The organism is Arthrobacter sp. NPDC093128 (genome assembly GCF_040683875.1).
GTDB lineage: Bacteria > Actinomycetota > Actinomycetes > Actinomycetales > Micrococcaceae > Arthrobacter.
Genome location: NZ_JBFBEY010000041.1, coordinates 1 through 24222 on the forward strand (window position 1 = coordinate 1; position 24222 = coordinate 24222).

The 24222-nt window shown below is 64.1% G+C and carries 23 protein-coding genes and 2 pseudogenes; 14 read left to right on the forward strand and 11 right to left on the reverse strand.

Features of this window, described 5'->3' with window-relative positions; all coding sequences use genetic code 11:
* From AB0N24_RS26145 to AB0N24_RS26170, 6 genes are all read left to right on the forward strand, one after another.
* Window positions 1-969 (forward strand): sugar nucleotide-binding protein (locus AB0N24_RS26145; protein ID WP_364131125.1); only part of this gene is annotated, 969 nt, incomplete at its 5' end.
* Window positions 970-1137: 168 nt separating this feature from the next.
* On the forward strand, window positions 1138-2565 hold the full coding sequence (locus AB0N24_RS26150) for a sugar transferase (protein WP_364131127.1): 1428 nt from the start codon (window positions 1138-1140) through the stop codon (window positions 2563-2565).
* Between the two features lie 46 nt (window positions 2566-2611).
* Window positions 2612-3925: a UDP-glucose/GDP-mannose dehydrogenase family protein gene (locus AB0N24_RS26155; RefSeq protein ID WP_364131130.1), complete on the forward strand. Its 1314-nt coding sequence runs from the start codon at window positions 2612-2614 to the stop codon at window positions 3923-3925.
* 92 nt (window positions 3926-4017) lie between these two features.
* Complete coding sequence (locus tag AB0N24_RS26160; protein ID WP_364131133.1) at window positions 4018-5805, forward strand: DUF4012 domain-containing protein; 1788 nt, start codon at window positions 4018-4020, stop codon at window positions 5803-5805.
* Between the two features lie 171 nt (window positions 5806-5976).
* Window positions 5977-6573, forward strand: coding sequence for an LPXTG cell wall anchor domain-containing protein (locus AB0N24_RS26165; protein WP_364131136.1), 597 nt, complete (start codon window positions 5977-5979; stop codon window positions 6571-6573).
* Between the two features lie 326 nt (window positions 6574-6899).
* Entirely contained in the window at window positions 6900-7322 is a 423-nt protein-coding gene (locus AB0N24_RS26170; protein WP_364131138.1) for a VanZ family protein, read from the forward strand.
* A 6-nt stretch (window positions 7323-7328) separates the two neighbouring features.
* Here the strand turns inward: AB0N24_RS26170 and galU are convergent, their stop codons facing one another.
* Entirely contained in the window at window positions 7329-8222 is an 894-nt protein-coding gene (galU, locus tag AB0N24_RS26175) for a UTP--glucose-1-phosphate uridylyltransferase GalU (RefSeq protein WP_364131141.1), read from the reverse strand.
* Between the two features lie 140 nt (window positions 8223-8362).
* Here galU and AB0N24_RS26180 point away from each other — a divergent pair, with 140 nt between their 5' ends.
* Window positions 8363-9388, forward strand: a complete 1026-nt coding sequence (locus tag AB0N24_RS26180) for a hypothetical protein (RefSeq protein ID WP_364131143.1) — start codon at window positions 8363-8365, stop codon at window positions 9386-9388.
* Window positions 9389-9401: 13 nt separating this feature from the next.
* Here AB0N24_RS26180 and AB0N24_RS26185 read toward each other — a convergent pair whose 3' ends face one another.
* Genes AB0N24_RS26185 through paaA form a run of 6 tightly spaced genes read right to left on the reverse strand, consistent with a single transcriptional unit; the run spans window position 9402 to window position 14222 of the window.
* Window positions 9402-10184, reverse strand: coding sequence for an enoyl-CoA hydratase/isomerase family protein (locus tag AB0N24_RS26185; RefSeq protein ID WP_364131146.1), 783 nt, complete (start codon window positions 10182-10184; stop codon window positions 9402-9404).
* 8 nt (window positions 10185-10192) lie between these two features.
* A complete protein-coding gene (gene paaE / locus AB0N24_RS26190) occupies window positions 10193-11419 on the reverse strand; it encodes a 1,2-phenylacetyl-CoA epoxidase subunit PaaE (RefSeq protein ID WP_364131149.1) in 1227 nt (408 codons plus the stop codon).
* 10 nt (window positions 11420-11429) lie between these two features.
* A complete protein-coding gene (paaD, locus tag AB0N24_RS26195) occupies window positions 11430-11990 on the reverse strand; it encodes a 1,2-phenylacetyl-CoA epoxidase subunit PaaD (RefSeq protein ID WP_364131152.1) in 561 nt (186 codons plus the stop codon).
* Window positions 11991-11992: 2 nt separating this feature from the next.
* On the reverse strand, window positions 11993-12919 hold the full coding sequence (gene paaC, locus AB0N24_RS26200; RefSeq protein ID WP_364131155.1) for a 1,2-phenylacetyl-CoA epoxidase subunit PaaC: 927 nt from the start codon (window positions 12917-12919) through the stop codon (window positions 11993-11995).
* Window positions 12916-13218, reverse strand: coding sequence for a 1,2-phenylacetyl-CoA epoxidase subunit PaaB (gene paaB / locus AB0N24_RS26205; RefSeq protein ID WP_364131158.1), 303 nt, complete (start codon window positions 13216-13218; stop codon window positions 12916-12918). Before paaB ends, paaC begins: the two co-directional genes overlap by 4 nt.
* Window positions 13215-14222, reverse strand: a complete 1008-nt coding sequence (paaA, locus tag AB0N24_RS26210; RefSeq protein WP_214955988.1) for a 1,2-phenylacetyl-CoA epoxidase subunit PaaA — start codon at window positions 14220-14222, stop codon at window positions 13215-13217. Before paaA ends, paaB begins: the two co-directional genes overlap by 4 nt.
* Before the next feature lie 338 nt (window positions 14223-14560).
* Between paaA and AB0N24_RS26215 the strand changes: the two genes are divergently transcribed.
* Window positions 14561-14779, forward strand: coding sequence for a hypothetical protein (locus tag AB0N24_RS26215; RefSeq protein WP_364131161.1), 219 nt, complete (start codon window positions 14561-14563; stop codon window positions 14777-14779).
* Between the two features lie 30 nt (window positions 14780-14809).
* Here AB0N24_RS26215 and AB0N24_RS26220 read toward each other — a convergent pair whose 3' ends face one another.
* Window positions 14810-15709, reverse strand: coding sequence for a helix-turn-helix transcriptional regulator (locus tag AB0N24_RS26220; RefSeq protein ID WP_364131164.1), 900 nt, complete (start codon window positions 15707-15709; stop codon window positions 14810-14812).
* Window positions 15710-15855: 146 nt separating this feature from the next.
* On the opposite strand from AB0N24_RS26220, the gene AB0N24_RS26225 reads away from it, so the two are divergent.
* Window positions 15856-17067, forward strand: coding sequence for a multidrug effflux MFS transporter (locus AB0N24_RS26225; protein WP_364131184.1), 1212 nt, complete (start codon window positions 15856-15858; stop codon window positions 17065-17067).
* Between the two features lie 9 nt (window positions 17068-17076).
* On the opposite strand, the pseudogene AB0N24_RS26230 reads toward AB0N24_RS26225, so the two are convergent.
* A pseudogene (locus tag AB0N24_RS26230) lies at window positions 17077-18137 on the reverse strand (NADP-dependent isocitrate dehydrogenase).
* A 177-nt stretch (window positions 18138-18314) separates the two neighbouring features.
* Here AB0N24_RS26230 and AB0N24_RS26235 point away from each other — a divergent pair.
* The 4 genes from AB0N24_RS26235 to AB0N24_RS26250 are packed head-to-tail and all read left to right on the forward strand — an operon-like array spanning window position 18315 to window position 21610.
* Entirely contained in the window at window positions 18315-18692 is a 378-nt protein-coding gene (locus tag AB0N24_RS26235; protein ID WP_364131167.1) for a metalloregulator ArsR/SmtB family transcription factor, read from the forward strand.
* Window positions 18689-20347 carry a SulP family inorganic anion transporter gene (locus AB0N24_RS26240; protein WP_364131170.1) on the forward strand — a complete coding sequence of 553 codons (1659 nt, stop codon included), beginning with the start codon at window positions 18689-18691 and terminating at the stop codon, window positions 20345-20347. Before AB0N24_RS26235 ends, AB0N24_RS26240 begins: the two co-directional genes overlap by 4 nt.
* Before the next feature lie 52 nt (window positions 20348-20399).
* Window positions 20400-20630 (forward strand): hypothetical protein, encoded by a 231-nt coding sequence (locus tag AB0N24_RS26245; RefSeq protein WP_364131173.1) that lies wholly within the window; start codon window positions 20400-20402, stop codon window positions 20628-20630.
* On the forward strand, window positions 20627-21610 hold the full coding sequence (locus AB0N24_RS26250) for a beta-ketoacyl-ACP synthase III (protein WP_364131175.1): 984 nt from the start codon (window positions 20627-20629) through the stop codon (window positions 21608-21610). The genes AB0N24_RS26245 and AB0N24_RS26250 overlap by 4 nt, the downstream gene beginning before the upstream one ends.
* 31 nt (window positions 21611-21641) lie before the next feature.
* Here AB0N24_RS26250 and AB0N24_RS26255 read toward each other — a convergent pair whose 3' ends face one another.
* The gene (locus AB0N24_RS26255) at window positions 21642-22931 is read right to left on the reverse strand and encodes an ATP-binding protein (RefSeq protein ID WP_364131178.1); all 1290 of its coding nucleotides are present in this window, start codon (window positions 22929-22931) and stop codon (window positions 21642-21644) included.
* Window positions 22932-22955: 24 nt separating this feature from the next.
* Complete coding sequence (locus tag AB0N24_RS26260) at window positions 22956-23264, reverse strand: PqqD family protein (RefSeq protein WP_364131181.1); 309 nt, start codon at window positions 23262-23264, stop codon at window positions 22956-22958.
* Window positions 23265-23516: 252 nt separating this feature from the next.
* Here AB0N24_RS26260 and AB0N24_RS26265 point away from each other — a divergent pair.
* Window positions 23517-24222 (forward strand): annotated as a pseudogene (locus AB0N24_RS26265) (HNH endonuclease); the annotation flags it as partial.

The following is a 24222-nucleotide window of genomic DNA, read 5'->3' on the forward strand; positions in this document are numbered from 1 at the left end:
CTCGCGGACGAGACGGCCGGCATCTCCTGGCCGGTTCCGCTGGACGATGCTGAGCTTTCCGACAAGGACAAGGCACACCCCCGCCTCGCGGACGTTGTGCCGATGCCGGCCAAAAAGATCCTCGTTGTCGGTGCCGACGGGCAGCTGGGCAAAGCGCTGCGGGAACTGTACGACGGCGACGCGACCGTTGAGTTCGCCGGCCGCGCCGGCTTCGACCTCGGCAGTGAAGCAGCCTTCGCGGAGCGGAACTGGAAGAACTATTCGACAGTCATCAACGCCGCCGCCTACACCGCCGTCGACACCGCGGAAACCGCGGAGGGGCGCGCCGCCGCCTGGGCCGTTAACGTTGCCGCCGTGTCCCGCCTGGCCCGGGCCGCCGTCGAACATGACCTCACCCTCGTGCATGTCTCCTCGGACTACGTCTTCGACGGCGTCCGCAAGAACCACGACGAGGCTGAACCCTTCACTCCGCTGGGGGTGTACGGCCAGACCAAGGCAGCCGGCGACGCCGTCGTCAGTGTTGTTCCCCGCCACTACATCGTCCGGACCAGCTGGGTCATCGGTGAAGGCAACAACTTCGTCCGCACCATGGCGACCCTCGCCGGCCGCGGCATTGAACCGTCCGTGGTCAACGACCAGATCGGCCGGCTCAGTTTCACCGCGGACATCGCCGCGGGCATCCAGCACCTGCTGGCATCCGGCGCCGCCTACGGCCCCTACAACCTGAGCAACGACGGCGAACCGCAGTCATGGGCGGACATCGCCGCAGACGTATACGAGCTGTCAGGCCAGCCCCGGACCGCCGTTACCGGCGTCAGCACCGAAGAATACTTCAAAGGCAAGAACGCAGCGCCCCGGCCGCTGAACAGCATGCTGGACCTGGCAAAAATCCAGTCCACAGGCTTTCATCCGGCCAGCGTCGCCAGCAGGCTGAAAGAGTACTTGAGCACATTCGACGTAACCGTCTAGGCGGTCTTGGTAGCCGGGCGACCAGGAATACTGCGAACGGGCGTCTAACACCGGGGGCCTTTCGACCGCGAAACATTACTTATGACAACGCGACGAGCTGTATCCTTACGGCGGGGAGCTCCCGTCAAAACACAAATATCTACATGATGGGGATGCAAATTGGGGACGATGCCGGACTGGCGTGTGCGGACATCCCGCAGGCTGCGTGTCGTGGACGCATTTGTAATTGTTTGGGCTGTCGCCGGTGCCTATATCGTGAGATTTGGATTGGAACCCAGCTTTGTCGTGGACGGGCAGGAGATCACCTATGTATGGCTGTCCGCAGCATTGGTGGTGGCGTGGTGGTTAATGTTGGGTGCATGGAACACACGGCAAAGCCGAATTCTCGGAGCCGGCGCGGATGAATACAAACGAGTAGCTGCGGCATCTCTTTGGCTGTTTGGCCTTGTGGCTATATTCTCCTATGTACTCCGAATTGATACTGCGCGCGGCTACGTCGGCATTGCCCTGCCTGCAGGCCTGTTTGGCTTAATACTTGCCCGTTGGTTGCTCCGCCAGCATTTAAGCGTAGACCGTCAGGGCGGTGACAGCATGTCACGACTCATCTTGCTCGGAGGCCCAAGCGCCGTCGCGCATCTGGCACGCACGCTGACTCAAGCAATGCACTCAGGCTATCTGCCAATAGCCGCTTACACGCCTGGAGCGTCAGATAAGTCAGCGGCGGACACCATCTCTGGCCTCCCAGTTCTGGGCAACGATCCCGGGATCCATGCGATATTGGAGGCAATTGATCGATGCAAAGCGGACGCGGTGGCAGTCTCCGCCGGCGTCCAGTTACATCCTCAAACTCTGCGGCATTTGGGCTGGGAACTTGCCGCCCGAAACGTCGGACTGATAATGGCTCCAGCCCTCACAGACATTGCAGGGCCTCGAATCCATACTCAGCAGGTGGCCGGACTTCCGCTAATTCACGTAACGACACCCACGCTGGAAGGCGGTCAGCGCGTAGCGAAACGGCTGTTTGATGTGGTTGTGTCCGGCGTCCTAATTGCAATTACTGCGCCTCTGATGGCCGTCATTTCAATTATGGTCAAGGTCGACAGTCGCGGGCCTGTGCTCTTCAGACAGGAGCGCGTAGGCATTGAAGGCGCCCGCTTTGGCATGCTGAAATTCCGCTCCATGGTTGTCGATGCTGAACAGCGACTCGCTGAGCTCGAACACCGCAACGAAGGAAACGGCGTTCTTTTCAAAATTAAGAATGACCCTCGCGTCACCAGAGTTGGCGGATTCCTTCGCAAGTACAGCCTTGACGAACTCCCGCAACTCTTCAATATCTTCGCCGGAACCATGAGCCTGGTTGGACCGCGACCGCCTTTGCCCCGTGAAGTCGAGGCCTACGAGCACGATGTCCGGAGGCGACTGCTCGTGAAACCAGGCCTTACTGGCCTCTGGCAGGTTAGCGGCCGCTCGAATCTGTCGTGGCAGGATTCTGTCCGGCTCGACCTCTATTACGTAGAGAACTGGTCATTGGCCGGCGACCTCGTGATAATTCTTCGGACCGTCCGTGCCGTTTTTCACAGCACTGGCGCCTACTAAAACTTTCAAAGTCGGACGACTGCCCTCTTGGGGAAGGACCTATCTAATGCGCATTTCAGTTATCGGCTGCGGTTACCTTGGAGCAGTGCACGCTGCATGCATGGCGAAACTTGGACACGACGTGGTTGGCATCGACGTGGACGAGCACAAGATCAGCGCGCTCTCAGCGGCGAAAGCACCTTTCTACGAGCCGGGACTTGAAGAACTTCTGAAGGATGTCCAAGCGACGGGTCGCCTGACATTCACGACTGACATGGCTGCCGCGGCTGGCAGTAGCGTGCACTTCATCTGTGTCGGAACGCCCCAGAAGAAGGGCGAAAACGGCGCCGATATGACGTATGTGGACGCAGCGGCAACAGCGCTACTGGAACATCTGGCTCCAGGCGACTTGGTTGTCGGCAAGTCAACGGTGCCGGTAGGTACAGCGTCGCGGTTGTCAGCTCTCGTGCAGAAACGTGAACCCGACGCGCATTTGGTGTGGAATCCGGAATTTCTCCGCGAAGGACACGCGGTATCCGACACTCTTAGCCCGGATCGCTTTGTCTACGGCGTAGCAGACGGATCCGAGGATCATCCGGCAGTCGCCATCCTCGACGAGGTCTACGCTGTTCCGCTCGCAGCCGGCATGCCACGTTTGGTGGCCGACCATCCCACCGCGGAGCTCGTTAAGACGGCTGCCAACTCGTTCCTTGCCACGAAGATCTCCTTTATCAACGCCATGGCAGAACTATGCGAAGCTGCGGGAGCCGACGTGACACGTTTGGCTGATGCCATTGGCATGGACGACCGCATTGGTCGCAAATTTCTGAACGCCGGCATCGGGTTCGGTGGAGGGTGCCTGCCGAAGGATATCCGGGCATTCATGGCGCGGGCCGGTGAACTCGGAGCGGACCAGGCCCTAACTTTCCTACGGGAAGTGGACGCCATCAACATGCGCCGCCGCTCTCGCGTGGTCGAACTGACCAGAGAGCTCTGCGGGGGCATGCTGTTGGGCAAACGGATCACGGTCCTGGGTGCGGCATTCAAGCCGGAGAGTGACGATGTTCGAGACTCGCCGGCGCTAAGTATCGCCGCTCAACTTCAGCTCCAAGGCGCTGTCGTTACGGTTACCGATCCCAAGGCTTTGCCTAATGCTGCCAAACGGTTCCCGGAACTGCACTACGAATCAGATCTCCATGTAGCGATAGCTTCAGCGGACGCCTTGCTCCTTCTAACGGAGTGGCGGCAGTACCGAGACCTGGATCCCTACGAGCTTCTCGGGCGAGTTGCCTCACCGCGCGTACTTGACGGCCGCAATGTGTTGGACCCTGGAAAATGGCGTGCTGCGGGCTGGCAGTACCGTGGGCTCGGACGACCGTAGCGGTGACGAACACAAATGAAGTTCCAATTCCCTCGGACAACGACTCGAGAAGGTCGGAGACTATCACCCGGGCTAGGCGACGCCGCCGCCTGTTGGGCGCCGCAACAGCTTTAGCCTGTGTCCTTATCCTGATATTGGCGTTAGCCCTTTGGTTAGGGGCAAAGGCTAACGCCATTAGTGGCCACCTGCAATCGGCCACTCAATTGGTTCCACAGCTCAAAGAGGACGTCCTGAAGGACGATGTAGGTGCCGCAGACAAAACCGTGGAGACCTTGAAGGAACACACTGCGAGTGCTCGCATTGCGGCCACCGATCCGCTCTGGACTATGGCTGGAATGGTTCCCTGGCTGGGTGGAAATTTCCGGGCGGTAAGCGAGGTTGCGACATCTGCCGACGATGTGGCGCAACTTGGGGCCGCTCCGTTGATTCAGGTCGTAAATTCCCTCGATTGGAAGACCCTCCTTCCCAGCAACGAAGGCGTCGATCTGGAACCACTGGCGGCAGCTGCGCCCAAGCTCAGCTCGGCAGCGCACGCGGTGAGGCAATCCTCCGACAGATTAAACAGCATTGATACGAGTTCATTGCTCCCACAAGTTGCCTCACCCCTTATCCAGGCAAGGGAGCAACTTCAATCCATGCGTTCCGGCCTGGACACGGCTGCAAATATTGCGGGAATCGCACCGGAGATGATGGGTGATGAGGGCCCTCGTCATTATCTCTTATTGATCCAAAATAACGCTGAAGTACGCGCCACGGGCGGAATTCCAGGCGCCTTGGCGGTCCTTACTGTCGATAGTGGAAAGCTATCGTTCGGTTCGCAGACAAGTGCAACGGCCCTCGGCGCGTCCGTTCCGCCGGTAGCCGTGGATCCTGAACAGGTGGGGATCTACTCCACGCGCCTCGGGAAGTTCATGCAGGACGCAAACCTCACTCCTGACTTTCCCACGGCAGCATCTACTGCCCAGGCGATGTGGGAAGCAAAAACGGGTGAGAACGTCGACGGAGTGCTCTCGATCGATCCCGTTTCACTCGGATACATCTTGGATGCAATTGGCCCCGTGGAGCTCACGGATCCCCAGCTCCGTGCCCTTGCCGGCTCATCGCTTCCCACGAAACTAGATGGTGCAAACGTCACGCGTACGCTCTTGTCCGACGTCTACGCCAAAATCGCGGAACCTGAACTCCAGGATGTCTATTTTGCCGGGGTAGCCCAGGAAATCTTCAGTTCGTTGTCCACTGGCAAGGGCGATCCGAAGGGGCTGATCGAAGGCATGACTCGTGGGGCTGCTGAAGGTCGCTTCCTTGTTTGGTCCGCTGCAAAGGATGAACAAGATGTCATCTCAAGGTATCCAGTAAGTGGCTCCATAGCTGGCCCGAGCGTAGCTCCGGCCCAGTTCGGCGTGTATTTCAATGATGGTACGGGCGCAAAAATGGACTACTACGTCAAGCGAACCGTGCAGTTGGTCGAGGAATGCACGGGCGACGAATTCGGGCAGGTAAAGGTGCGAATCACCAGCACCAACACCGCGCCATCGGATGCCGCATCGTCTTTGCCTGAATACGTCACGGCCGGAGGAGCATATGGCGTTCCCGCCGGATCGGTACAAACGAATGTGATCGCATACGGCCCGATTCAGGCACACGTTGAAACCGCAGCGGTCGACGGTCAGAAAACTGATTTTGCCGCGCACCGGCACGCCAACCGTCCACTCGGGACAGTGACTATCACTTTGGCGCCGGGTCAAAGCAAGACCGTAGAGCTGACTTTTGCGAAAATTGTCCAGCACACCGAACCTAACTTGGTTGTCACGCCGACGGTCCAGCCAGTCAAAGATGTCGTTCTCGGCACGCAATCTGCTCAATGCGTTCCCGGGAAGTAGACATCGCGTTAACAGTATGTAAAGCGACTTGATTCACTTTGGTAACACCCGTCACGGGATGCTAACGTCTACTTGGGCACAGCAAATGAGATTTCAACCTACGGTCACTCGGGGGATCGGAAATCTCCACTCATCACGTGACACATCGTAATTACGGTCTCAGGGGGACTCATGAAGAAATCACTCGCAGCAATCGCACTCGCAGGTTCCATCGCACTTATCGGCGCCGTTCCGGCCGTCGCAGCCACCTACCCGGCACCGCCGGCCAACGCAGCTGTTTCTGACGGCACCGTTGGCCCGGGCGAACAGTTCGTCTTCCGCGGCAACGGCTTCCTTGCCGGCGAAGGCCTGACCATCACCGTGACTCCGGGCAACCCGCCCGCAGCAAACGGCTCCAGCGTTTCCAACGGTAGCCGCACGGTTCCGACCAAGATCACCCTGCCGCTGGCACCGCAGACCTTCTCCACCACGGCTGACGCCAACGGCTCCTTCGCCTTCCCGCTGAGCATCAGCGAAGGTGGCACCTACACTCTCACAGCAACCGGCCTGACCTCAGGCAAGACTGCAACCTCAGTCGTCACCGTTGAAGGCACCGGCCTGGCAAACACCGGCGGTGCCCCGCTGGCCAACACCGGCACCGGCCTCGCCAACACCGGTGCGGATGCAAGCCTGGTTCTGTGGTCCCTCGTGGGCGCAGGCGCACTGGCTGCAGGTGCAACCTCGGTAGTTGTGGTTCGCCGCCGCGCCAAGGCTGAAGCCGCAGCGTAAGGCTAAACCAACAAGCGCCAAAGAGGGTGGGTGGTTCTCCGGGAAACCGGAGAACCACCCACCCTCTGCTTTTAACAAGAATCCGCAGGCGAAGCTTCTGACCTTTGTGGTATTCATGAGAGTTATGGGGAGACATTGGCGCCGTCCACGCTGGCAGCTCGACTTTTCCGTGCTTCTACCTCCACCCCACGCGCTCCCCTACATCTTCTTGGCACTCTTGGCCATCGCTGCCTTTGGGGTAGCCGCACTGGCCGTCCTACAAACGACGTAAGGCCGGCTTGAAGCTCCTGGAGCACCCGCCACTTTGGCGGGCAGTCCTCACAGTAATGCTGTTCCCGCTGGCCCTGGTGGCATTCTGGCCCACGCCTGTGGATCAGCCAGCGCACGGATTTCTGACCGGCTTCTTCGTTGTCATTCATATCCTGGGAATTCCCGGCTGGGTTGATTACACACTGTTGGAAGCCTCAGCCAACGTTGCGCTTTTCCTACCTGTGGGAGCCGTAGCTTCTCTGGCGTTCCCGGAGAAGAGAATTTTTCGACTCGCTGCCTTCGGACTGTTGGTCTCCGGTTGCATGGAACTGGGCCAGCAGCTATTTCTTCACGATCGTTTCGCGAGCCCTTCAGACCTTGTCACAAATAGCGCTGGATGTGTCATAGGTGCACTGGCAGCTCGGGTCGGTGTCCGGGAGCTTAAGCGGCGAGAGGCTCAACGCCAGCTGGCGTTAAGCCTCTCGAAAAGCACCTTGTGAACTGAATTATTCGTTCACGAATTCCTTCATCCATGCTTTCAGGTCTTCGCCAAAGTCCACGCGCTCTGAAGCAATGGAAATGACGGCCTTGATGTAGCTGAGCTTGTCTCCGGTGTCGTAGCGGCGCCCACGGAACACAACGCCGTACACGCCGCTGCCTTCGCCGTCCGACGTCGCGAGGGTCTGCAACGCATCCGTCAACTGGATCTCGCCACCGCGGCCCGGTTCGGTCTCCTCCAGAACGTCAAACACAGCCGGGTGCAGCACGTACCGGCCGATGACGGCAAGGTTCGACGGAGCCTCATCCACAGACGGCTTCTCCACCAGGCGGTTCACCTTGAAGTAGTTCTCACCATCTACGGGCGTAATGTCCGCGCAGCCGTAGGCACTGATCTGGGACGGGTCCACCTCAATCAGGGCAATGACAGAGCCGCCAGTCTTCGCCTGGACATCGATCATGGTGCTGAGCAGCTCATCGCGTTCGTCGATGAGGTCGTCACCCAGCAGGACAGCAAACGGCTCGTCCCCGACGTGCTGGCGCGCGCACAGCACTGCGTGGCCGAGGCCCTTGGGGTCCCCCTGCCGCAGGTAATGCAGCGGCGCGAGGCTGGAGGCGTGCCGAACGGCCTCCAGACGGTCCAGGTCGCCCTTGAGCTCCAAGGTGCGCTCCAAGGCCGGTGCGCGGTCAAAGTGGTCCTCCAAGGCCCGTTTCTGGCGTCCCGTGATCATGAGGAGGTCCGTCAGCCCTGCCTTGACGGCTTCTTCCACCACGTACTGGATTGCGGGCTGGTCAACAACCGGCAACATTTCCTTCGGCATTGCCTTGGTGGCGGGCAGGAAGCGAGTTCCCAATCCGGCAGCAGGAATGACAGCTTTTCTTACTCTTTTCCCCAAAGTCATAGCTGAACCATACAAATCCTTAGCGGAAACTGGCAATGCAGGTCCAAGATTACGCGGGAATGGGGACGCCTGCCCATCGCGGGCTATCAGATTTCGGGACATACTTCGGATTGCAGCTTTCACAAAACTTGGGGGACAACTTGAACAACGACCAGCAGCCCGGAACTCCGCAGCAGCCGGAGCACAACGAATGGCAGCAGCCCGACGCCCCGGTGCCGGGACCCGACGGCCAACAGCAGCAGTTCCCGCCCTACCCGCCGCAGCCCGGGCAGCCGTATCCGCCGCAGCAGGGCCAGCAGAACCAACAGGGTCAGCCGGAATTCGGCCAGCCGCCCTATCCCCCGCAAGCGGACCAGTACAACCTCGGCCAGCCGCCGTCCGGAGACCCCGGGCACGGACAATACGGACAGCCCGGACCCGGTCAGTTCGGACCGACCCCGCCAAAGGGCGGCATTCCTGTCTGGGGCTGGGTTGCCGGCGGAGTTGGTGTAGTGGCGGTCCTGGCTGTGGCCGGGGTGATGGTCCTGGGCGGCATCGTGTCAGCCAACGCGCGGAACGTGACCCCGGCACCGACCGAGACCGCCGGGAGCACAGAGTCTGCCGGGGCTACCGAGGAAGCAACTACCGAAGAGTCCTCGGCCGCAGCCACTGATGACGCGCTCTACCTCTTCGAGGACGCCGACTTCACCTCGGCGCCTGTCTGGGCAACTGCCCTCCCGGCCGGCTGGACCATGTCCGACGCGAAGGGTGGCACTTTCACGTACAGCAACAGCGACTATCCGTGTATCTTCACCGTCCACCAGGCAATCCTGCCGCCACGCAGTGCCATCACCGATGAAGAGGCGACGAAAGTCTCCATGCAGATTGAGATTGACGGCATCAAAAAAGCGGCAAGTTCCCCGGTCACGGTGGTGACAGACGCTGACTCGCTCTACACGAAACTTCGGAACGCGGACGGCCAGACCGTTGAACTCCAGGAAGCCGAACTGCGGTTCAAGAACAAGAGCAACGTGGACCTGGTGTACCGCTTAGCGGTACGGTCCATGCCCGCCGGCGACGGACTAATGGAACTCATCCTTACCTGCCCGGCCAATCTGCCGACCGAGTCTGAGCTGTGGACGGAACTGACGGACACCGTCACCATGAAGGACGATCCGGCGGCCTGATTTGGAGGGGCCCTTACCTGCCTTTGAACTCCGGCGCCCGCTTCTCCTGGAACGCGCGGAAGCCCTCCGCGTAGTCCTCGGACTTGCACAGCCGGGCCTGCTCCGTGTTTTCCTCCTCCATGGCCTGCCAGAGGCCAAGGCGCTGGTCGCGGATGTGGGCCACCAGGTCCTTGCTGGCGTTGAAAGCACCCGTGGCGCCCGTGGCAACCTTCGCCACGATGCCGCGGGTGCTTTCCAGCAGCTCATCCTTGGGCATCGCCCGGCTGAACATGCCCTGCGCCACGGCCTCGGCGCCGGTCATCAGCTCGGCCGTGTAGATCAGGTCCAGCGTCCGGTGCATGCCCAGCCGCTCGGCGAAGTACCAGTGCCCGCCGGAATCCAGCGTGGCGCCCAGCTTGGCGAACGGGGAGCCGAACTTGGCGTCCTCCGCCACGTACACCACGTCCGTGGCCAGCAGCAGGCCCAGCCCCACTCCCAGGCAGGCACCCTGCGCCGCCGCGAACGTCGGAGCGGGGAAAGCTGTCATCTTCTTCAGCAGCGGCTGCAGCAGCCCGCCCAGGTACCCCTGGACGTCGTCCGTCTCCGGCCTCACGCCGGCGATGTCCCTGCCCGCGCAGAAAGCGCGGCCCTCTCCCCTCAGCAGCAGCGCCCGCACCTCACCGCGCGAGGCGGCGGCAGCGGCGTCGTCGTACGCCTGTGTTAAATCCCATAGCGCCTGCTCGTTCAGGGAATTCAGCTTGTGCGGGGCGTTCAGGACTACCTCGGCGATGCCGTCGGCGATGGAGAGGGAGATCATGGGGCTCCTTAGACGTCGAAGTCGACGGTGACTTCGGGGGTGGTGGGGTGGGACTGGCAGGTGAGCACGTAGCCCTTGTCCAGTTCATCCTGCTCCAGGGCGTAGTTTTCGTCCATGGTCACCTTGCCCGTGACCACCTTGGCCCGGCAGGTGCCGCACACACCCCCGGCGCAGGCGAACGGCACGTCCGGGCGCACGCGCAGGGCGGCGTTGAGGATGGATTCGCGGGCGTGGGTGGGGCTGGCCACCTTGCCCTCGAGGCCGTCCAGCTTGAACGTGATCTTGTACGTCTCCTTGGATTCGTCCTCGATCACCGGCCGGCCGATGTTGCCCTCGGGGCGGTCCGGCTTGCCCGAGGTGAACAGCTCGAAGCGGATGTGCTCCGGCTTCACGCCGCGGGCGGCCAGGGTGTCCCGGCACAGCTGCACCAGCTCGAACGGACCGCACAGGAACCATTCGTCCACATCGTCCGCGTGGATGGCGGTGCCCAGCAGCTGCTGGAGCTTCTCGGCGTCGATCCGTCCGCTGAGCAGCGGCGCGATGCGCTGCTCGCGGGACAGCACGTGGTGCAGGGCCAGGCGCGACGGGTACTTGTCCTTCAGGTCCGCCAGCTCCTCCAGGAACATAACGTCCATGGCGGCCTTGTTGGCGTAGATCAGGTCGAAGCGGGTGTCCGGGTTCGCCGCCAGCAGCGTGCGGGCAATGGCGATCACTGGGGTGATGCCGGAACCGGCGGCGATGGCCACGAAGCTGCCGGGCTCCCCCACCAGGTCCTCCGGGTGGTTCATGGAGTTCATGACGTTCTGCTCCACGGCCTTGCCGTCCCGGCCGTGCTTGGAGACGAACGCACCCATGGGGCTCATCACGTCCAGCTCGTCGCCGGCCTTGAGCTCGGCGTTGGCCCAGGTGGAAAACTGGCCGCCCAGGTCCTTCTTGATGGCCACCCGGATCTCGCTGCTGCCGTCCGCGAAGCTGCGCGGCGCGGCGCAGATGGAGTAGCTGCGGCGCACCTCGTGCGGCTGGCCGTTCTCATCCGGCATGGTGGTGCGCAGTGCCACGTACTGGCCCGGGAGGTAGTCGTACTGCCCGGCCAGCTCGGCCGGGACGCCGAATGTCACCTCGATGGCATCGTCGGTGAGCCGGCGGACTTCATCCACGGTCAGGGTGTGGAAGGACGCACGACGGCGGCCGGTGGCTGCAGCCTGCTCGGCGGCGGTCTGGCGGACAACAGGCATGGGGGCTTCCTTACAAAACTTTGAAATAGTCGAACGGTTCCTTGCAGTCCTGGCAGACGTACAGCGCCTTGCAGGAGGTGGAACCGAAGCGGGTGAGTTCCTTGGTGTTCAGCGATGAACATTGCGGGCATTTGACGGCCATTTGCAGGCGGATGGGCCCGGCGTGGCGGGCGGCGTCCGACCGGCCGGTGGGCGGCGCGATGCCGTATTCCTGCAGCTTGGCCTTGCCGGACTCGGTCATCCAGTCCGTGGTCCACGCGGGCGAGAGCACCAGCTCCACGTGCACGGTGGGGTAGCCTGCCTTGGCGAACGCGGCCGTGAGGTCGTCACGGATGGCGTCCATGGCCGGGCAGCCCGAGTACGTGGGCGTGATGGTGACCTGCACTGCAGGGACCATGCCGCCGTCGTCGAACAGCCTGACGTCCCTGAGGATGCCCAAATCCGCAATGGTGAGCACCGGGATCTCCGGATCGCACACCGTCGCGGCCAGGTCCCAGGCCTTTTGCTCGGGAGTCCGCGCGTCCGCGCGGCTTTCGGCCGCGGTGGGGTGGCTGACGTACATGTCCGGCATGGCTACCAGCTCGCCCCGGGAAACTGGCGGGCCAGGACCTGCATCTCGGCCAGGAGGTAGCCCAGGTGCTCGGAGTGCTTGCCCTGGCGTCCGCCGCCGCGGGCGGGCGGAACCTGCGGAATGTCCAGTAGCGCTTCGGCCAGGACATCGCCGGTGAGGCGGTCAAAGTCCGCACGAAGGCTGGAAGGCTCGACGGCGGCACCCGCCGCCGTGAGGCGGGCGGTGAGTTCGTCGTCGCGGAACAGCTCGTCGACGTAGGGCCAGATGACCTCGAAGCCGTGGATCATCTTGGCGCGGGACTCGTCCGTGCCGAGGGCCAGGCGGAGCAGCCACTGGGTGCTGTGGTCCCGGTGGTAGTCCACTTCCTTGACAGCCTTGGCGGCGATGCCTGCCAGGGTGGGGTCCGTGGACTCGGTGAGCCGGCGGTACAGCTCGAACTGGTAGTAGCTCACCACGAACTGCCGGGCGATGGTGACGGCGAAGTCCCCGTTGGGCTGCTCGAAGAGTTCCACCGAGCGGAACTCCTCCTCGTCGCGGAAGTAGGCGAGATCGTCCTCGCTCTTGCCGTTCAGTCCGCCGGCGTAGCTGAGGAAGGAGCGGGCGTGGCCCAGCTGGTCCAGGGCGATGTTACCCAGGGCCACGTCCTCCTCCAGCTCGGGGGCGCGGGAGATCCAGTGGCCCAGGCGCTGGGCCAGGACCAGGGCGTCGTCGCCCAGGCGGAGGGCGAACTCGGCGGCGTCCGCGGTGGGCTTGGCCGTGCCGCGGCTGACGGCGAGCGCGATGTCCTCCGGGCGGAGCGCGTTGCCGGGTGTGATGCGGGTGGCGCTGGCGTTGGCGTCTCCGCTGGTGCCGGCGGTGGCGACACCGACGGAGATGTCCCCGTGGCCGCCGTCGTGCGTTTCTGTTGTCTTGGTCTCGGGGGTGCTCACAGGTGCTTCACGCCCTCGCTCTTGGTGTAGTACGTGGCGTGGCGGTAGTCCTTGCCCTGCGGCGACTCGAAGAAGGAGCCTTTGGCGTCCGGGTCGCTGGAGGCGATGGCGTCCGCGGGGACCACCCAGATGGACACGCCCTCGTTGCGGCGGGTGTACAGGTCACGGGCGTTGCGCAGCGCCATCGCTGCGTCCGGCGCGTGCAGGGATCCGGCGTGCACGTGGGACAGGCCGCGGCTGGAGCGGACAAAGACTTCCCAGATGGGCCAGACGTTGCCGGCGGGGGTTTGGGGATTCATGCTGCGGATTCCTTCTCTGCTTGCTTGCGGGCGTACGCGGCTGCTGCTTCGCGCACCCAGGTGCCGTTCTCGTGTGCTTCGCGGCGCCGTTCCAGGCGCTGGGCATTGCAGGGGCCGCGGCCCTTCAGGACCTCGTGGAACTCGTCCCAGTCCAGCGGGCCGTGTTCCCACTTTTTGGTTTCCTCGTTGAAACGGATGTCCTTGTCCGGGAGGGTGAGCTCCAGGACCTTGATCTGCTCCATCATCATGCCGACGAACCGGTTGCGCAGTTCGTCGTTGCTGAAGCGCTTGATGTTCCAGGCCATGGACTGCTTGGAGTTGGGTGAATCGTCATCCGGCGGGCCGAACATCATCAGGGCCGGGGCGTACCAGCGGTTCACGGCCTCCTGGGCCATCTGCTTCTGCTCCGGCGTGCCATGCGAGAGTTCCAGCAGGATCTCGAAGCCCTGGCGCTGGTGGAAGGACTCTTCCTTGCAGACGCGGACCATGGCGCGACCGTAGGGGCCGAAGGAGGCGCGGCACAGCGGAACCTGGTTGGCGATGGCGGCGCCGTCCACCATCCAGCCGATGGCTCCCATGTCCGCCCAGGTGCGTGCGGGGTAGTTGAAGATGGAGGAGTACTTGGCCTTGCCGTCCATCAGGTCCTGCATCATCTGGTCGCGCGGCTGGCCCAGGGTCTCGGCGGCGGAGTACAGGTACAGCCCATGCCCGGCCTCGTCCTGGACCTTGGCCATCAGGATGGCCTTGCGCTTCAGGCTGGGGGCGCGGGAAATCCAGTTGGCTTCCGGCTGCATGCCGATGATCTCCGAGTGCGCGTGCTGCGAGATCTGGCGGATGAGGGTCTTGCGGTAGGCAGCCGGCATCCAGTCGCGGGGCTCGATGCGCGAGTCCTCCGCCATGACGCGGTCAAAGTACGCCTGACCTTCTGCCTCGTGCCTGGCTGCCTCAGCGAGCTGTTCAGGTGACAGCTCAGCGGGCACTGACTGCAGGGTCTGCGATGCCATGGTTGCTCCTATGCATATCCGATAAATAATTACCGACCGTTCGTTCAGGATATGCGGAAGCTGTGAGATGCGTCAAGCACAGAGGGGGGCCTGAAGTGGCGCGTTGGGTGCGTGGGTTCAGGGGCGTGGACGGAGCGACGCAACTATCTGCAAGGATTAGCCCGACGGCAGCCACGGTCCAACAGCTGGAGCTGCAGTCCCGACATCACTTGGGGGGAACAACAGTGTCCGGAGAGAACACAGCAGACTTGGACTTTTCGCGCAGCAGCGGCCGGATGGGGAGAAGGCGGAGGATCGCCCACTGGATCTTTTGGCCGACCCATCTCATCCTCACACCGGTGATAGTCCTCCTGGTCAACTACATCAGCCAGATCGTCGTGCTAGCGGGTTGGCTGACGTCAGGAGAAGTCGCCTTTGGCCATCCCGCCTACAAGGGCATACATGACGCCTTGGACGGCTTGGTCCTCTGGTCTGGTGGCATCATCGCATTTCTTGTCGTGTGGGAGCTTTTCGGCGTGTGGTGGTACCGGAAGACTCTGCGGACTACCGAGGAATAGCCGCGACCGGTGGCCGCAAAACCCCACAGTTCAGGGGCGGTGGGCGTCCTGCGGCTGGATTGTGCGGGCGACGTCCTGGATTCGTTCCGTGGCGGCCCAGCTGGCGAGCAGACGCAGCCGTTCATCGGAGGGGGATCCGGGCACGGCCGGATAGACGGTGAGGGTGAAGCCGGGATCCTCCGCGAGCTCCATGGCTTCGTACGGGAGTTCGAGTTCCCCGACCACCGGGTGGCGGAAGACTTTTGTCCCGGCGTAATGGCGGCGGACGTTGTTGGCCGCCCAGCGGGTCCGGAATTCTTCGCTGCGCACGGACAGTTCTCCGACGAGGTCGGCCAGGCGTTTGTCGAAGGGGTTTCGCCCGCTCTGGGTCCGCAGGATGGCCACGTTCGTGTTGGCCGCCAGGTCCCAGTTGGGGTAAAAGTCCCGGGCCCGTGGGTCGAGGAAGATGAAGCGGGAGTGGTTGGCCGGGCGCGCCGGTCCGCGGTACATCTCCGAGTAGAGGGCGTAGCCGAGCTGGTTGGCCGCCACAATGTCCATGTGGTGGTTGCCGATGAAAGCCGGCGCAGCGGTAATGGCGTCCAGCATGAACTGCAGGGCGGGGCGGACGTTTCCGCTTTGGAGCGGACGGCGCTGGCTCCTGCCGGACGGGCTGGCTGCGCGGGCAAGGTTGTAGAGGTGGTCCCGTTCGGCCTCGTCCAGCTTCAGTGCCCGGGCAATGGCGTCGAGGACGCTTTCGGACGTGCCGGCGAGGTTCCCGCGTTCCAGCTTGGTGTAGTAATCCACGCTGACCCCGGCGAGCATGGCCACCTCTTCACGGCGCAGGCCGGCCACCCGGCGTCGTCCGCCATACAGCTTGAGCCCGGCCATTTCGGGAGTGATTTTGGCCCGCCTTGAGGCGAGGAATTCGCGCACTGCCATCCTGTTATCCACTCATCCACGCTACCGCTCAGGAGCCGCCCCAGGGAGGTACTGCCAGAACCCGGATAAGCAGGGCCCTCGCTACGGATGACGGGCTCCTGTTGCATTGAACGTGAACCAGTAACCACCACAATGCGAACGGAGCCAGCGTGACAGCCATCGACACACCGACGTCCACACCTGCACAGACCGTCGGCCGCCCTCTGGCTATCGTCCTGGGCCTGCTGACCATCTTCGGCCCGATCTCCATGGACCTTTACCTGCCGGTTCTGCCGGCGCTCACCACCGAACTCCAAAGCACGACGTCGGTAGCGCAGCTCACCATCACGGCCTGCCTGCTCGGACTCGCGATAGGACAGGTCATCGCCGGCCCCGTCTCGGACCGTTTCGGCCGGCGGACGCCGCTGCTCATCGGAGTCATCGCCTACACCGTCACGTCGGCACTGTGTGCGATCAGCCCCACCGTCGAAACGCTCATCGCCGCAAGGTTCGTCCAGGGCCTGGCGGGCGCGGTAGGCATTGTGATCGCGCAGGCTGCCGGACGGGACGTCTACTCGGGCGGCAAGCTGATCCGCTACTACGGCCGCCTAACCGTCCTCGGCGGACTTGCCGCCATCATCGGCCCGGTCATCGGAGGCCAACTGGCAACGGTCACCGACTGGCGCGGAGTCTTCCTGTTCCTCGCTGCCGTGGGCGTGGCCATCCTCGTGGCCTGCCTGCTGGTTTTCCGGGAGACGCTGCCGGCAGACCGGCGCACCACCGGGGGCCTCTCCCACACCCTGGGCGACTTCCGCCGGCTGCTCGCCGACCGGGTGTTCGTTGGAGCGGTTCTGATCACCGGCTTCACCTACTCCGCGATCTTCGCCTACCTGAGCGGGGCAACGTACATCCTCCAGGGCGTGTACGGACTCTCGCCGCAGGGCTACTCCTTCGCGTTCGGCCTGAATTCACTGGGCTTCGTGATCTTTGGATTCATCGGCGGCCGGCTGTCCGAACGGTGGTCCGAACGGGGAACCCTGGCCGTGGGACTGTCAATGACCTTCATCGGAGCCCTGGGCCTGCTTGCGACGGCGCTCCTGCACCTGCCGCTGATCGCCATCATCGTGTCCCTGTTCACCATGGTCAGCGGCGTGGCCGTGACCAGTCCCCCGGCCACGTCCCTGGCGCTGAAGGACTATCCCGACATCGCTGGCACAGCCTCCTCACTCCTGGGGCTGGCCCGGTTCGCTTTCGGCGGCCTGGCCGCTCCCCTGGTGGGCATTAGCGGAGCCAACGACCCGGTGCCGTTCGGCGTCGTGGCAGCCGTTGCCGCCGGTGCGGCAGCACTCAGCCTGGGGCTGGTGCGGCGGCCGCGGAAGGAATCTCAATGACGTTGGGGGCTAGCCCAGGCGTGCCTTGAGATTATCGTCCAGTGCTGCCAGGAAACCCTCCGTGGTGAGCCATTCCTGGTCCGGTCCCACCAAAAGGGCCAGATCCTTGGTCATCTGGCCGGCTTCGACCGTCTTGATGACGACGTCTTCGAGAGTGACGGCAAAGTCAATGACGGCAGGGGTGCTGTCCAGTTTGCCGCGGTGCATGATCTCCCTGGTCCACGCGAAGATCGAGGCAATCGGGTTGGTGGAGGTCGGCTTGCCCCGCTGGTGCTGGCGGTAGTGGCGCGCCACGGTACCGTGGGCGGCTTCGGCCTCGACGGTCTTGCCGTCCGGCGTCATCAGCACGGAGGTCATGAGGCCGAGCGAGCCGTAGCCCTGGGCGATGGTGTCGGACTGGACGTCGCCGTCGTAATTTTTGCAGGCCCAGACGTAGCCGCCTTCCCACTTCATCGCCGATGCCACCATGTCATCGATCAGCCGGTGCTCGTAGGTCAGGCCTGCCGCGTCGAACCGGTCCCTGAACTCGGCGTCGAATACTTCCTGGAAGAGGTCCTTGAACTGGCCATCGTAGGCCTTCAGGATGGTGTTCTTGGTGGAGAGGTACACCGGGTAGTGCCGCTGCAGCCCGTACGCGAAGGAAGCGCGGGCGAAATCCCGGATGGAGTCGTTGAAGTTATACATGCCCATCGCCACCCCTCCCCCGTCCGGGTAGGTCACCACCGCCTGTTTGATCTCTTCGCCTGCGCCGGAGGGGGTGAAGGTCATGGTCAGCGTGCCAGGACCCGGGACCCTGAAGTTGGTCGCCATGTACTGGTCGCCGAAGGCGTGGCGGCCGATGATGATCGGCTTGTTCCAGCCCGGAACCAGGCGCGGGATGTTGGAAATGATGATGGGCTCGCGGAAAACGACGCCGCGTCCCGGTTCTGGAGGGACAAATCGAAGTACCTCAGGTCCACATCCAGATACGGGACGATCAGGCGGTCCTTGATGAACTGCCAGATGATGCGGGTCATCTCGTCGCCGTCAAGCTCCACAATGGAGCCAACGACCTTGATCTTTTCGTTCATGCGGTCCCCTTGATTTCAGCGAAGCGGTTTTCGAGATGTTGCAGTTCGGCCGCCAGTTCGCTGGACAGCGAATCGCCGAACCGACAGGAAGCGGGCGAATGCTTTACTATTTGATGAATACATCATCTAATATAATAGTCAATCGGGTGCACATCGTGTGATCGGCCGGAGGCAGACATGGAAGAATTCTCGGATTTCCGGGCGCCGTTGTACGAGGTTAAGGCCAACCTTTTCAAGGGCCTGGCGCACCCCGTGCGGATCAGGGTACTGGAGCTGCTGTGCGAGGCGCCGGAGGTGTCCGTGACGGATCTTCTCGCCGCCACCGGGCTGGAGGCCTCGCATCTGTCCCAACACCTGTCGGTGCTGCGCCGGTACCATCTGGTGAAGAGCGAACGCAGGGCACTACAGATGTTCTATTCACTGGCGTATCCGCAGGTCGCTGACCTGCTGTCCGTGGCACGTTCGCTGCTCAACGACATTCTGCACACCACCCGCCAGCAGCTCGAACATTCGGCGGCCACGCCGCTGGCCGCGGCCACAGGCAGCTCACAATGAAGGCCCTGACCGCGGCCCGAGCGCTTCTGCCCGGCCGCGGGGACTATGCAGATGTGCCCCGCACCTGGAAAGGGGACCTCGTCGCCGGGGTCACGGTGGGCATCGTCGCCCTCCCGCTGGCTCTGGCCTTCGGGGTCAGCTCCGGCGCCGGAGCGGCCAGCGGACTGATTACCGCTGTGATCGCCGGCATCGTCGCCGCTGTCTTCGGTGGTTCCAACATCCAGGTTTCCGGTCCGACCGGGGCGATGGTCGTCGTCCTGGGTCCCGTCATCGCCGCACACGGCCCCGGGGCCCTGGCCGCGGTGGCCGTCCTCGCCGGGGTCATCGTCGTCGCCGCCGGTGTCCTCAAGCTCGGCAGGGTCGTGACCTTGCTTCCCTGGCCGGTGATCGAGGGATTCACCCTCGGGATCGCCATGATCATCTTCCTCCAGCAGGTCCCGGCCGCCTTCGGCGTCAAAGCGGGACCGAACAGCAACGCCGCCGTCTCTGCCGTGCAGGGACTCGCAACGGCGTCCCCCGCAGCCCTCCTGGCCCCGCTGGCACTGGTGGCACTGGTCGCCGTCATCATGATCGCCGCACCCCGGATCCACCCGCAGATCCCCGGTTCCCTCATCGCCATCATCATCGCCAGCATCGCAGCCCAGATGCTGGACATGCCGGTGGCGCGGATCGGTGCCCTTCCGGATACCCTGCCGGCCCCGGTCATACCCGCCCTGGATTGGGGCACCGTGGCTGCCCTGGCCGGGCCGGCCGCGACCATCGCCGCCCTCGCCGCGATCGAGTCATTGCTTTCGGCCCGGGTTGCCGCGTCGATCTCCGACACCGGCCCTTACGACGCCGACCGTGAACTCGTGGGCCAGGGCCTGGCCTCCGTCTGTTCCGGGTTTTTCGGCGGCATGCCCGCCACCGGCGCCATCGCCCGCACCGCGGTGAACATCCGCTCGGGCGGCCGGACCCGGCTGGCCGCCGTCACACACGCCCTGGTACTGCTGGGTGTCGTGTATCTGGCCACCGGCCCGGTCTCCCGGATTCCGCTCGCCGCACTCGCCGGTGTCCTGATGGTCACCGCGACCCGTATGGTCTCCGTCAGCACCCTGCGCAGCGTCATTGGCTCAACCCGGGCCGACACGGCCGTCTTCTTCGTCACGGCCCTGATCACCGTGGCCTTCGACCTGATCGACGCGGTGGCGATCGGCATCGCCGTCGCGTCCTTCTTCGCCCTGCGCACCCTGGTCAACTCCAGCGGCGTGCACCGCGAAGAGATCCCCGGCCCTATTCAGGAAGGCGACGAACACATCGCTGTGTTCCGGCTCGATGGTGCCCTGTTTTTCGCCGCAGCCGAACGCGTCCTGGACCGGGTCAGTGCGATCCGCAACGTCGATGTCGTCATCATCCGCATGTCCCAGCTCCAGGTGCTGGACGCAACCGGCGCCCGGGTCATCACCGACATCGTCAACGCCTTGGAACGCCGCGGCGTCACCGTGCTGATCAAAGGCATCCAGGAACGCCACCTGGCCCTGGTCACCCGGGTTGGCGTGCTGGAATCCCTGCGCCACCACAAGCACCTGTTTGATGATCTGCCGTCCGCCGTGGAACACGCCCGCAGCCACGTCGCCCGCGCCAGGGCCGCCCGCGCAGCCTCGGCATCAGACTGACCTTCCGGCATCTTCGCGATTCCCGGCCCGCCCCGTGTACAGGAAGACAGTCATGGACAAATACCTCAAGAACATCTGGTCAGCTTCGGCGGAACTTGAATTGATCCAGTTCCGGACAGATCAGGCCCACGAGGACCTCGTCCAGGCCCTGTGCGAGGCGATGGCGGCACAAATATCCCCTGCCTCCGTCGCGGCGGCGGCCAACTTGAGCCTAAGCGAACTCTTCGACACGCTCCGCAGGCCGAGAACCACCCCTTCCACCCAGACCAGGAGCCACTCATGAACCTCTCCTCGCCCCGCAGCATGACGGATACGGCTGTCCACGGATCCCGTGTGGTCGGCGTCGGGTCCTACCAACCCGGAAGGGTGCTCACGAACAGTGAACTGAGCCTGCTTGTGGACACCAGTGACGAATGGATCCGCAGCAGGGTGGGCATCGAATCGCGCCGCATCGCGGACGCCGAATCCGTGGCCGACATGGCCATCCGGGCCGGACTGGACGCCCTCCAGGACGCCGGCATGGACGCCAAAGACCTGGACCTGATCATCGTTGCCACCGTCACGGCCAAGGACCGCACCCCCAGCACCGCAGGCCGGGTCTCGGCCAGCATCGGCGCCGGGTCCCCGGCGGTTTTCGACGTCAACGCCGCCTGTTCGGGTTTCACTCATGCGATGGCCATCGCCGATCAGGCGATCAGGGCCGGGTCCGCAACCACGGCCCTGGTCATCGGAGCGGAAAAACTCAGCGACTTCACCGACTGGACCGACCGGAGCACCTGCGTCCTGGTCGGAGACGGGGCCGGCGCCGCAATCCTGACAGCCAGCGACGAACCCGGGGTCGGGCCGGTCCACTGGGGCTCAGTACCGGCCCTCGCGCAGGCAGTCAGAATAGAAGAGCCCTCCCTGCATCTGGAGCAGGAGGGCCTCACCGTCTACCGCTGGGCCATCACACAGGCAGCGGAACTGGCACGCCGGACCTGCGAACTGGCGGGAACCCGCCCCGAGGATCTCGCCGCGTTCATTCCGCACCAGGCGAACCTGCGCATCATCGAACCCCTCGCGGACCAGCTCGGCATCCCCCGGGCAATCACTGCCCGCGACGTCATCCACTCCGGGAACACCTCATCGGCCAGCATCCCGATCGCCCTGGCCAAACTCGTCCGCACCGGGGAAGTACCCCCGGACAGCCCCGCTCTGCTCTTCGGGTTCGGCGGCGGGTTCGCCTTCGCCGGCCAGGTCATCCGCACACCCCGGAACACGTAAGGCTCCGAGTGGTCCCCCACGCGGTTGGCGGCTAGTCGCTGCCCTGTTCCAAAACTGATTGGGCGATGAGCTGTCCCACGGCTGCGGCGACGGCGGCCTGGTAGCCTTCCGGCCGGCCGTGCCGGTTGCCGACTTCTTCTGCCAGCCGGTCCAGCGGGACCGCCGTGGCTGCGGCCTCCCAGATGGCCGGCCCGATCCCGCTCAGCCGCACGATCTCCGCGTCCAGCATCACCAGCAGATCGTCGCCGACAGCCACCGCATCCTTCGGGTCGGCCCGCCGGATCCACCCGTCCGGGATGTCCCCGGACACGGCTTCTGCCAGGCGCGCTTCCCACTCAGGCTTGGAGCGGCGCCGCTTCCGGAAGAGCGGTTCCAGGGCCTCCGGCAGGTCCGCGGCCTCGGAATACGTCACCTGCCAGACTCCTCCGACGCGGTCGACCAGCCGGCACAGCGACTGCAGCGGCTCGTCGATTTCACGCTGCGAGGACGAATCAGGGACCAACGCCAGCAACGCCTCCGCCAACGGCAGCTGGCGCAGCACGGGGGCCGGGCGGTCCTGCTGGTCGGCGCTGGGGTCCGCCGTTGGGGCCGCGTCAGGGTCCGCCGTTGGGGCCGCGTCAACCCGGTCCAGCAGCACGATGGACTGGATGAACGGTTTGGCCGGCGCCGGCTGAAGTCCCAGTTCGTCCGGGCCCACCTGGTGTTTGGGCTCCCCCGGCTCCTGCTTCACGGACAGCGGCTTGGGGTAGGGAACCACAGAGCCGTCCGGGCCGATGGCCACGGTTTCGTCCGAAACGTAGCCGTACGTCCCTGCCAGCACCGAGGCTGCCGTGGTTTTGCCCGTTCCCGGCTTGGCCACGAGGGCCACCACGGCCCCGGTCACGGGTGAGGCCACCGCGCAGGCGTGCAGCATCATGAGCTCCCCGGCGTTCTCCAGGATGGCGGCAACAGTAACCCGGGAGGTGACGTTCTCGGCCAGCTCCTCAAAGGAGGCGGCCTGCAGGGCGAACGTCCCGCCGTCGTACATCGACAAATACGAGACGGAAGCGGAGAACGGCAAGGCCTCCGTGGGTTCCTTGGGGAGCGGCGGAATCAAGGGCGCCCCGCTGCCGGCACATCGCGCCCAGGCAGAGCGCATGTTTTGCTGCTGCTCCTCCGTCACCGAGCGGCCCCAACGCACAGCGAACTGCGTGCCCAGGACGTCGATCCAGAGCAGTTCCCCGCCGCTGAGCAGATCCTCAAAGAGCCGCGCATCCCACGCGTCTGAGAAATCCCAGTCAAACTGGGGTTCCCCGCCGGGCGCCTCGTCCTCACCGCTCATGACTCCCCCTCAAGTCCAGGCCCGTTACTGCTCTGCGCTGCCCGAAATTTCGATCAGCCGCTGGGCTTCCAGGCTTGCCAGGAAGCCCTCCACCTGAAGCGCCAGCTGACCGGCGCCGTCTTCGAACGTCGACTCCAGCTCGGCAATAACGTCGGCCTGGGCGCGGCGGCCGTCGATCAGTGCCCAGATGGCCGCTGCAGTGCCGTCAAGGACCACCGGCTGGGGAGCCGCGATGGCCGTCACGATAACGGGCACCGACCAGGCCACACCCTTGACTACCCTGCGGCGGCTGAATCCGCCGTGCCCGTCATTGCTGGTGACTTCCGCGTTCATGACCTCAGACAATTGCGCCCCCGACGTTGTTTTAGCCGGGCCAGCCCTCTTGGACCGGCCGAAGACTTCGCCGCGTTTTCACCGGCTGCGCCCACTCTTCCCAACGGCGCCAAAGGTTCGCGCAAGCGATTTGCAAGACTTCATCAAGGTTTGCTGTGTCAATGCGAACCTGAGCTTGCGGAGCATCGTGCAGCTAACGCGTAGGTATAGGGGCAAGGCTTAAATGTCGCACCCCTCTGGTTGAGTTATCCCATGGCAGCCATCGGAGAACTCGCCCCGAACCAGGCCCCGCGCCTCGGGCGGTTTTCCACCACGCCATTTGCTCCGACGATTCCGATGCGGACCCTTCGCACGGTACGTCCGGCTGGTGTCGTCGCCGCGGGGCAACCGGATACAGCGTCCGACGGCGGTGGTTCCGGTGATCTGTCCCGGTGCGTTGAGCTGTTGCAGGGTTTGGGGTCGAGGGCGGTTGCGGACGCCGCGTTGTTGGATTTTCGGGCGGCTGCTGATTTCGCCGCCGGGGTGGAGGAAGCTGCCCGGAGCCTTGAATTTTTGCAGGTGGTCGCGGCCGGGGCCGTGGAACGCACCCGGCGGGAGGCTACAGCGGCGGCCCGATCCGGGCCGGGTTCGGGTTCGGGGTCGGCGGCCGGGTGGGTCACGGGCTGGGGAGACGAGGCGGCGGCAGTAGAGGGGCCGGTGGGCTGGACGGCCCGGGGTGACGGGTGGATCACCGGTCCCGGACCCGCTGTGGCGGCGGAGGGGCACGAACCCAGGCCTGCAGTCGTGAGGTCCGTGGCGCCGAACCCCACCAATTCGGATCCGGCGGATGACGGGTGCCCGAACGCGGCCGAGTTCCTCCGGACCCGGTTGCGGATCAGCATTGCCGAGTCCCGCCGCCGCCTCAGCCTCGCCGAGACGGTGCTTCCGCGGACCGGGATCACCGGGCATATCGAGCCGG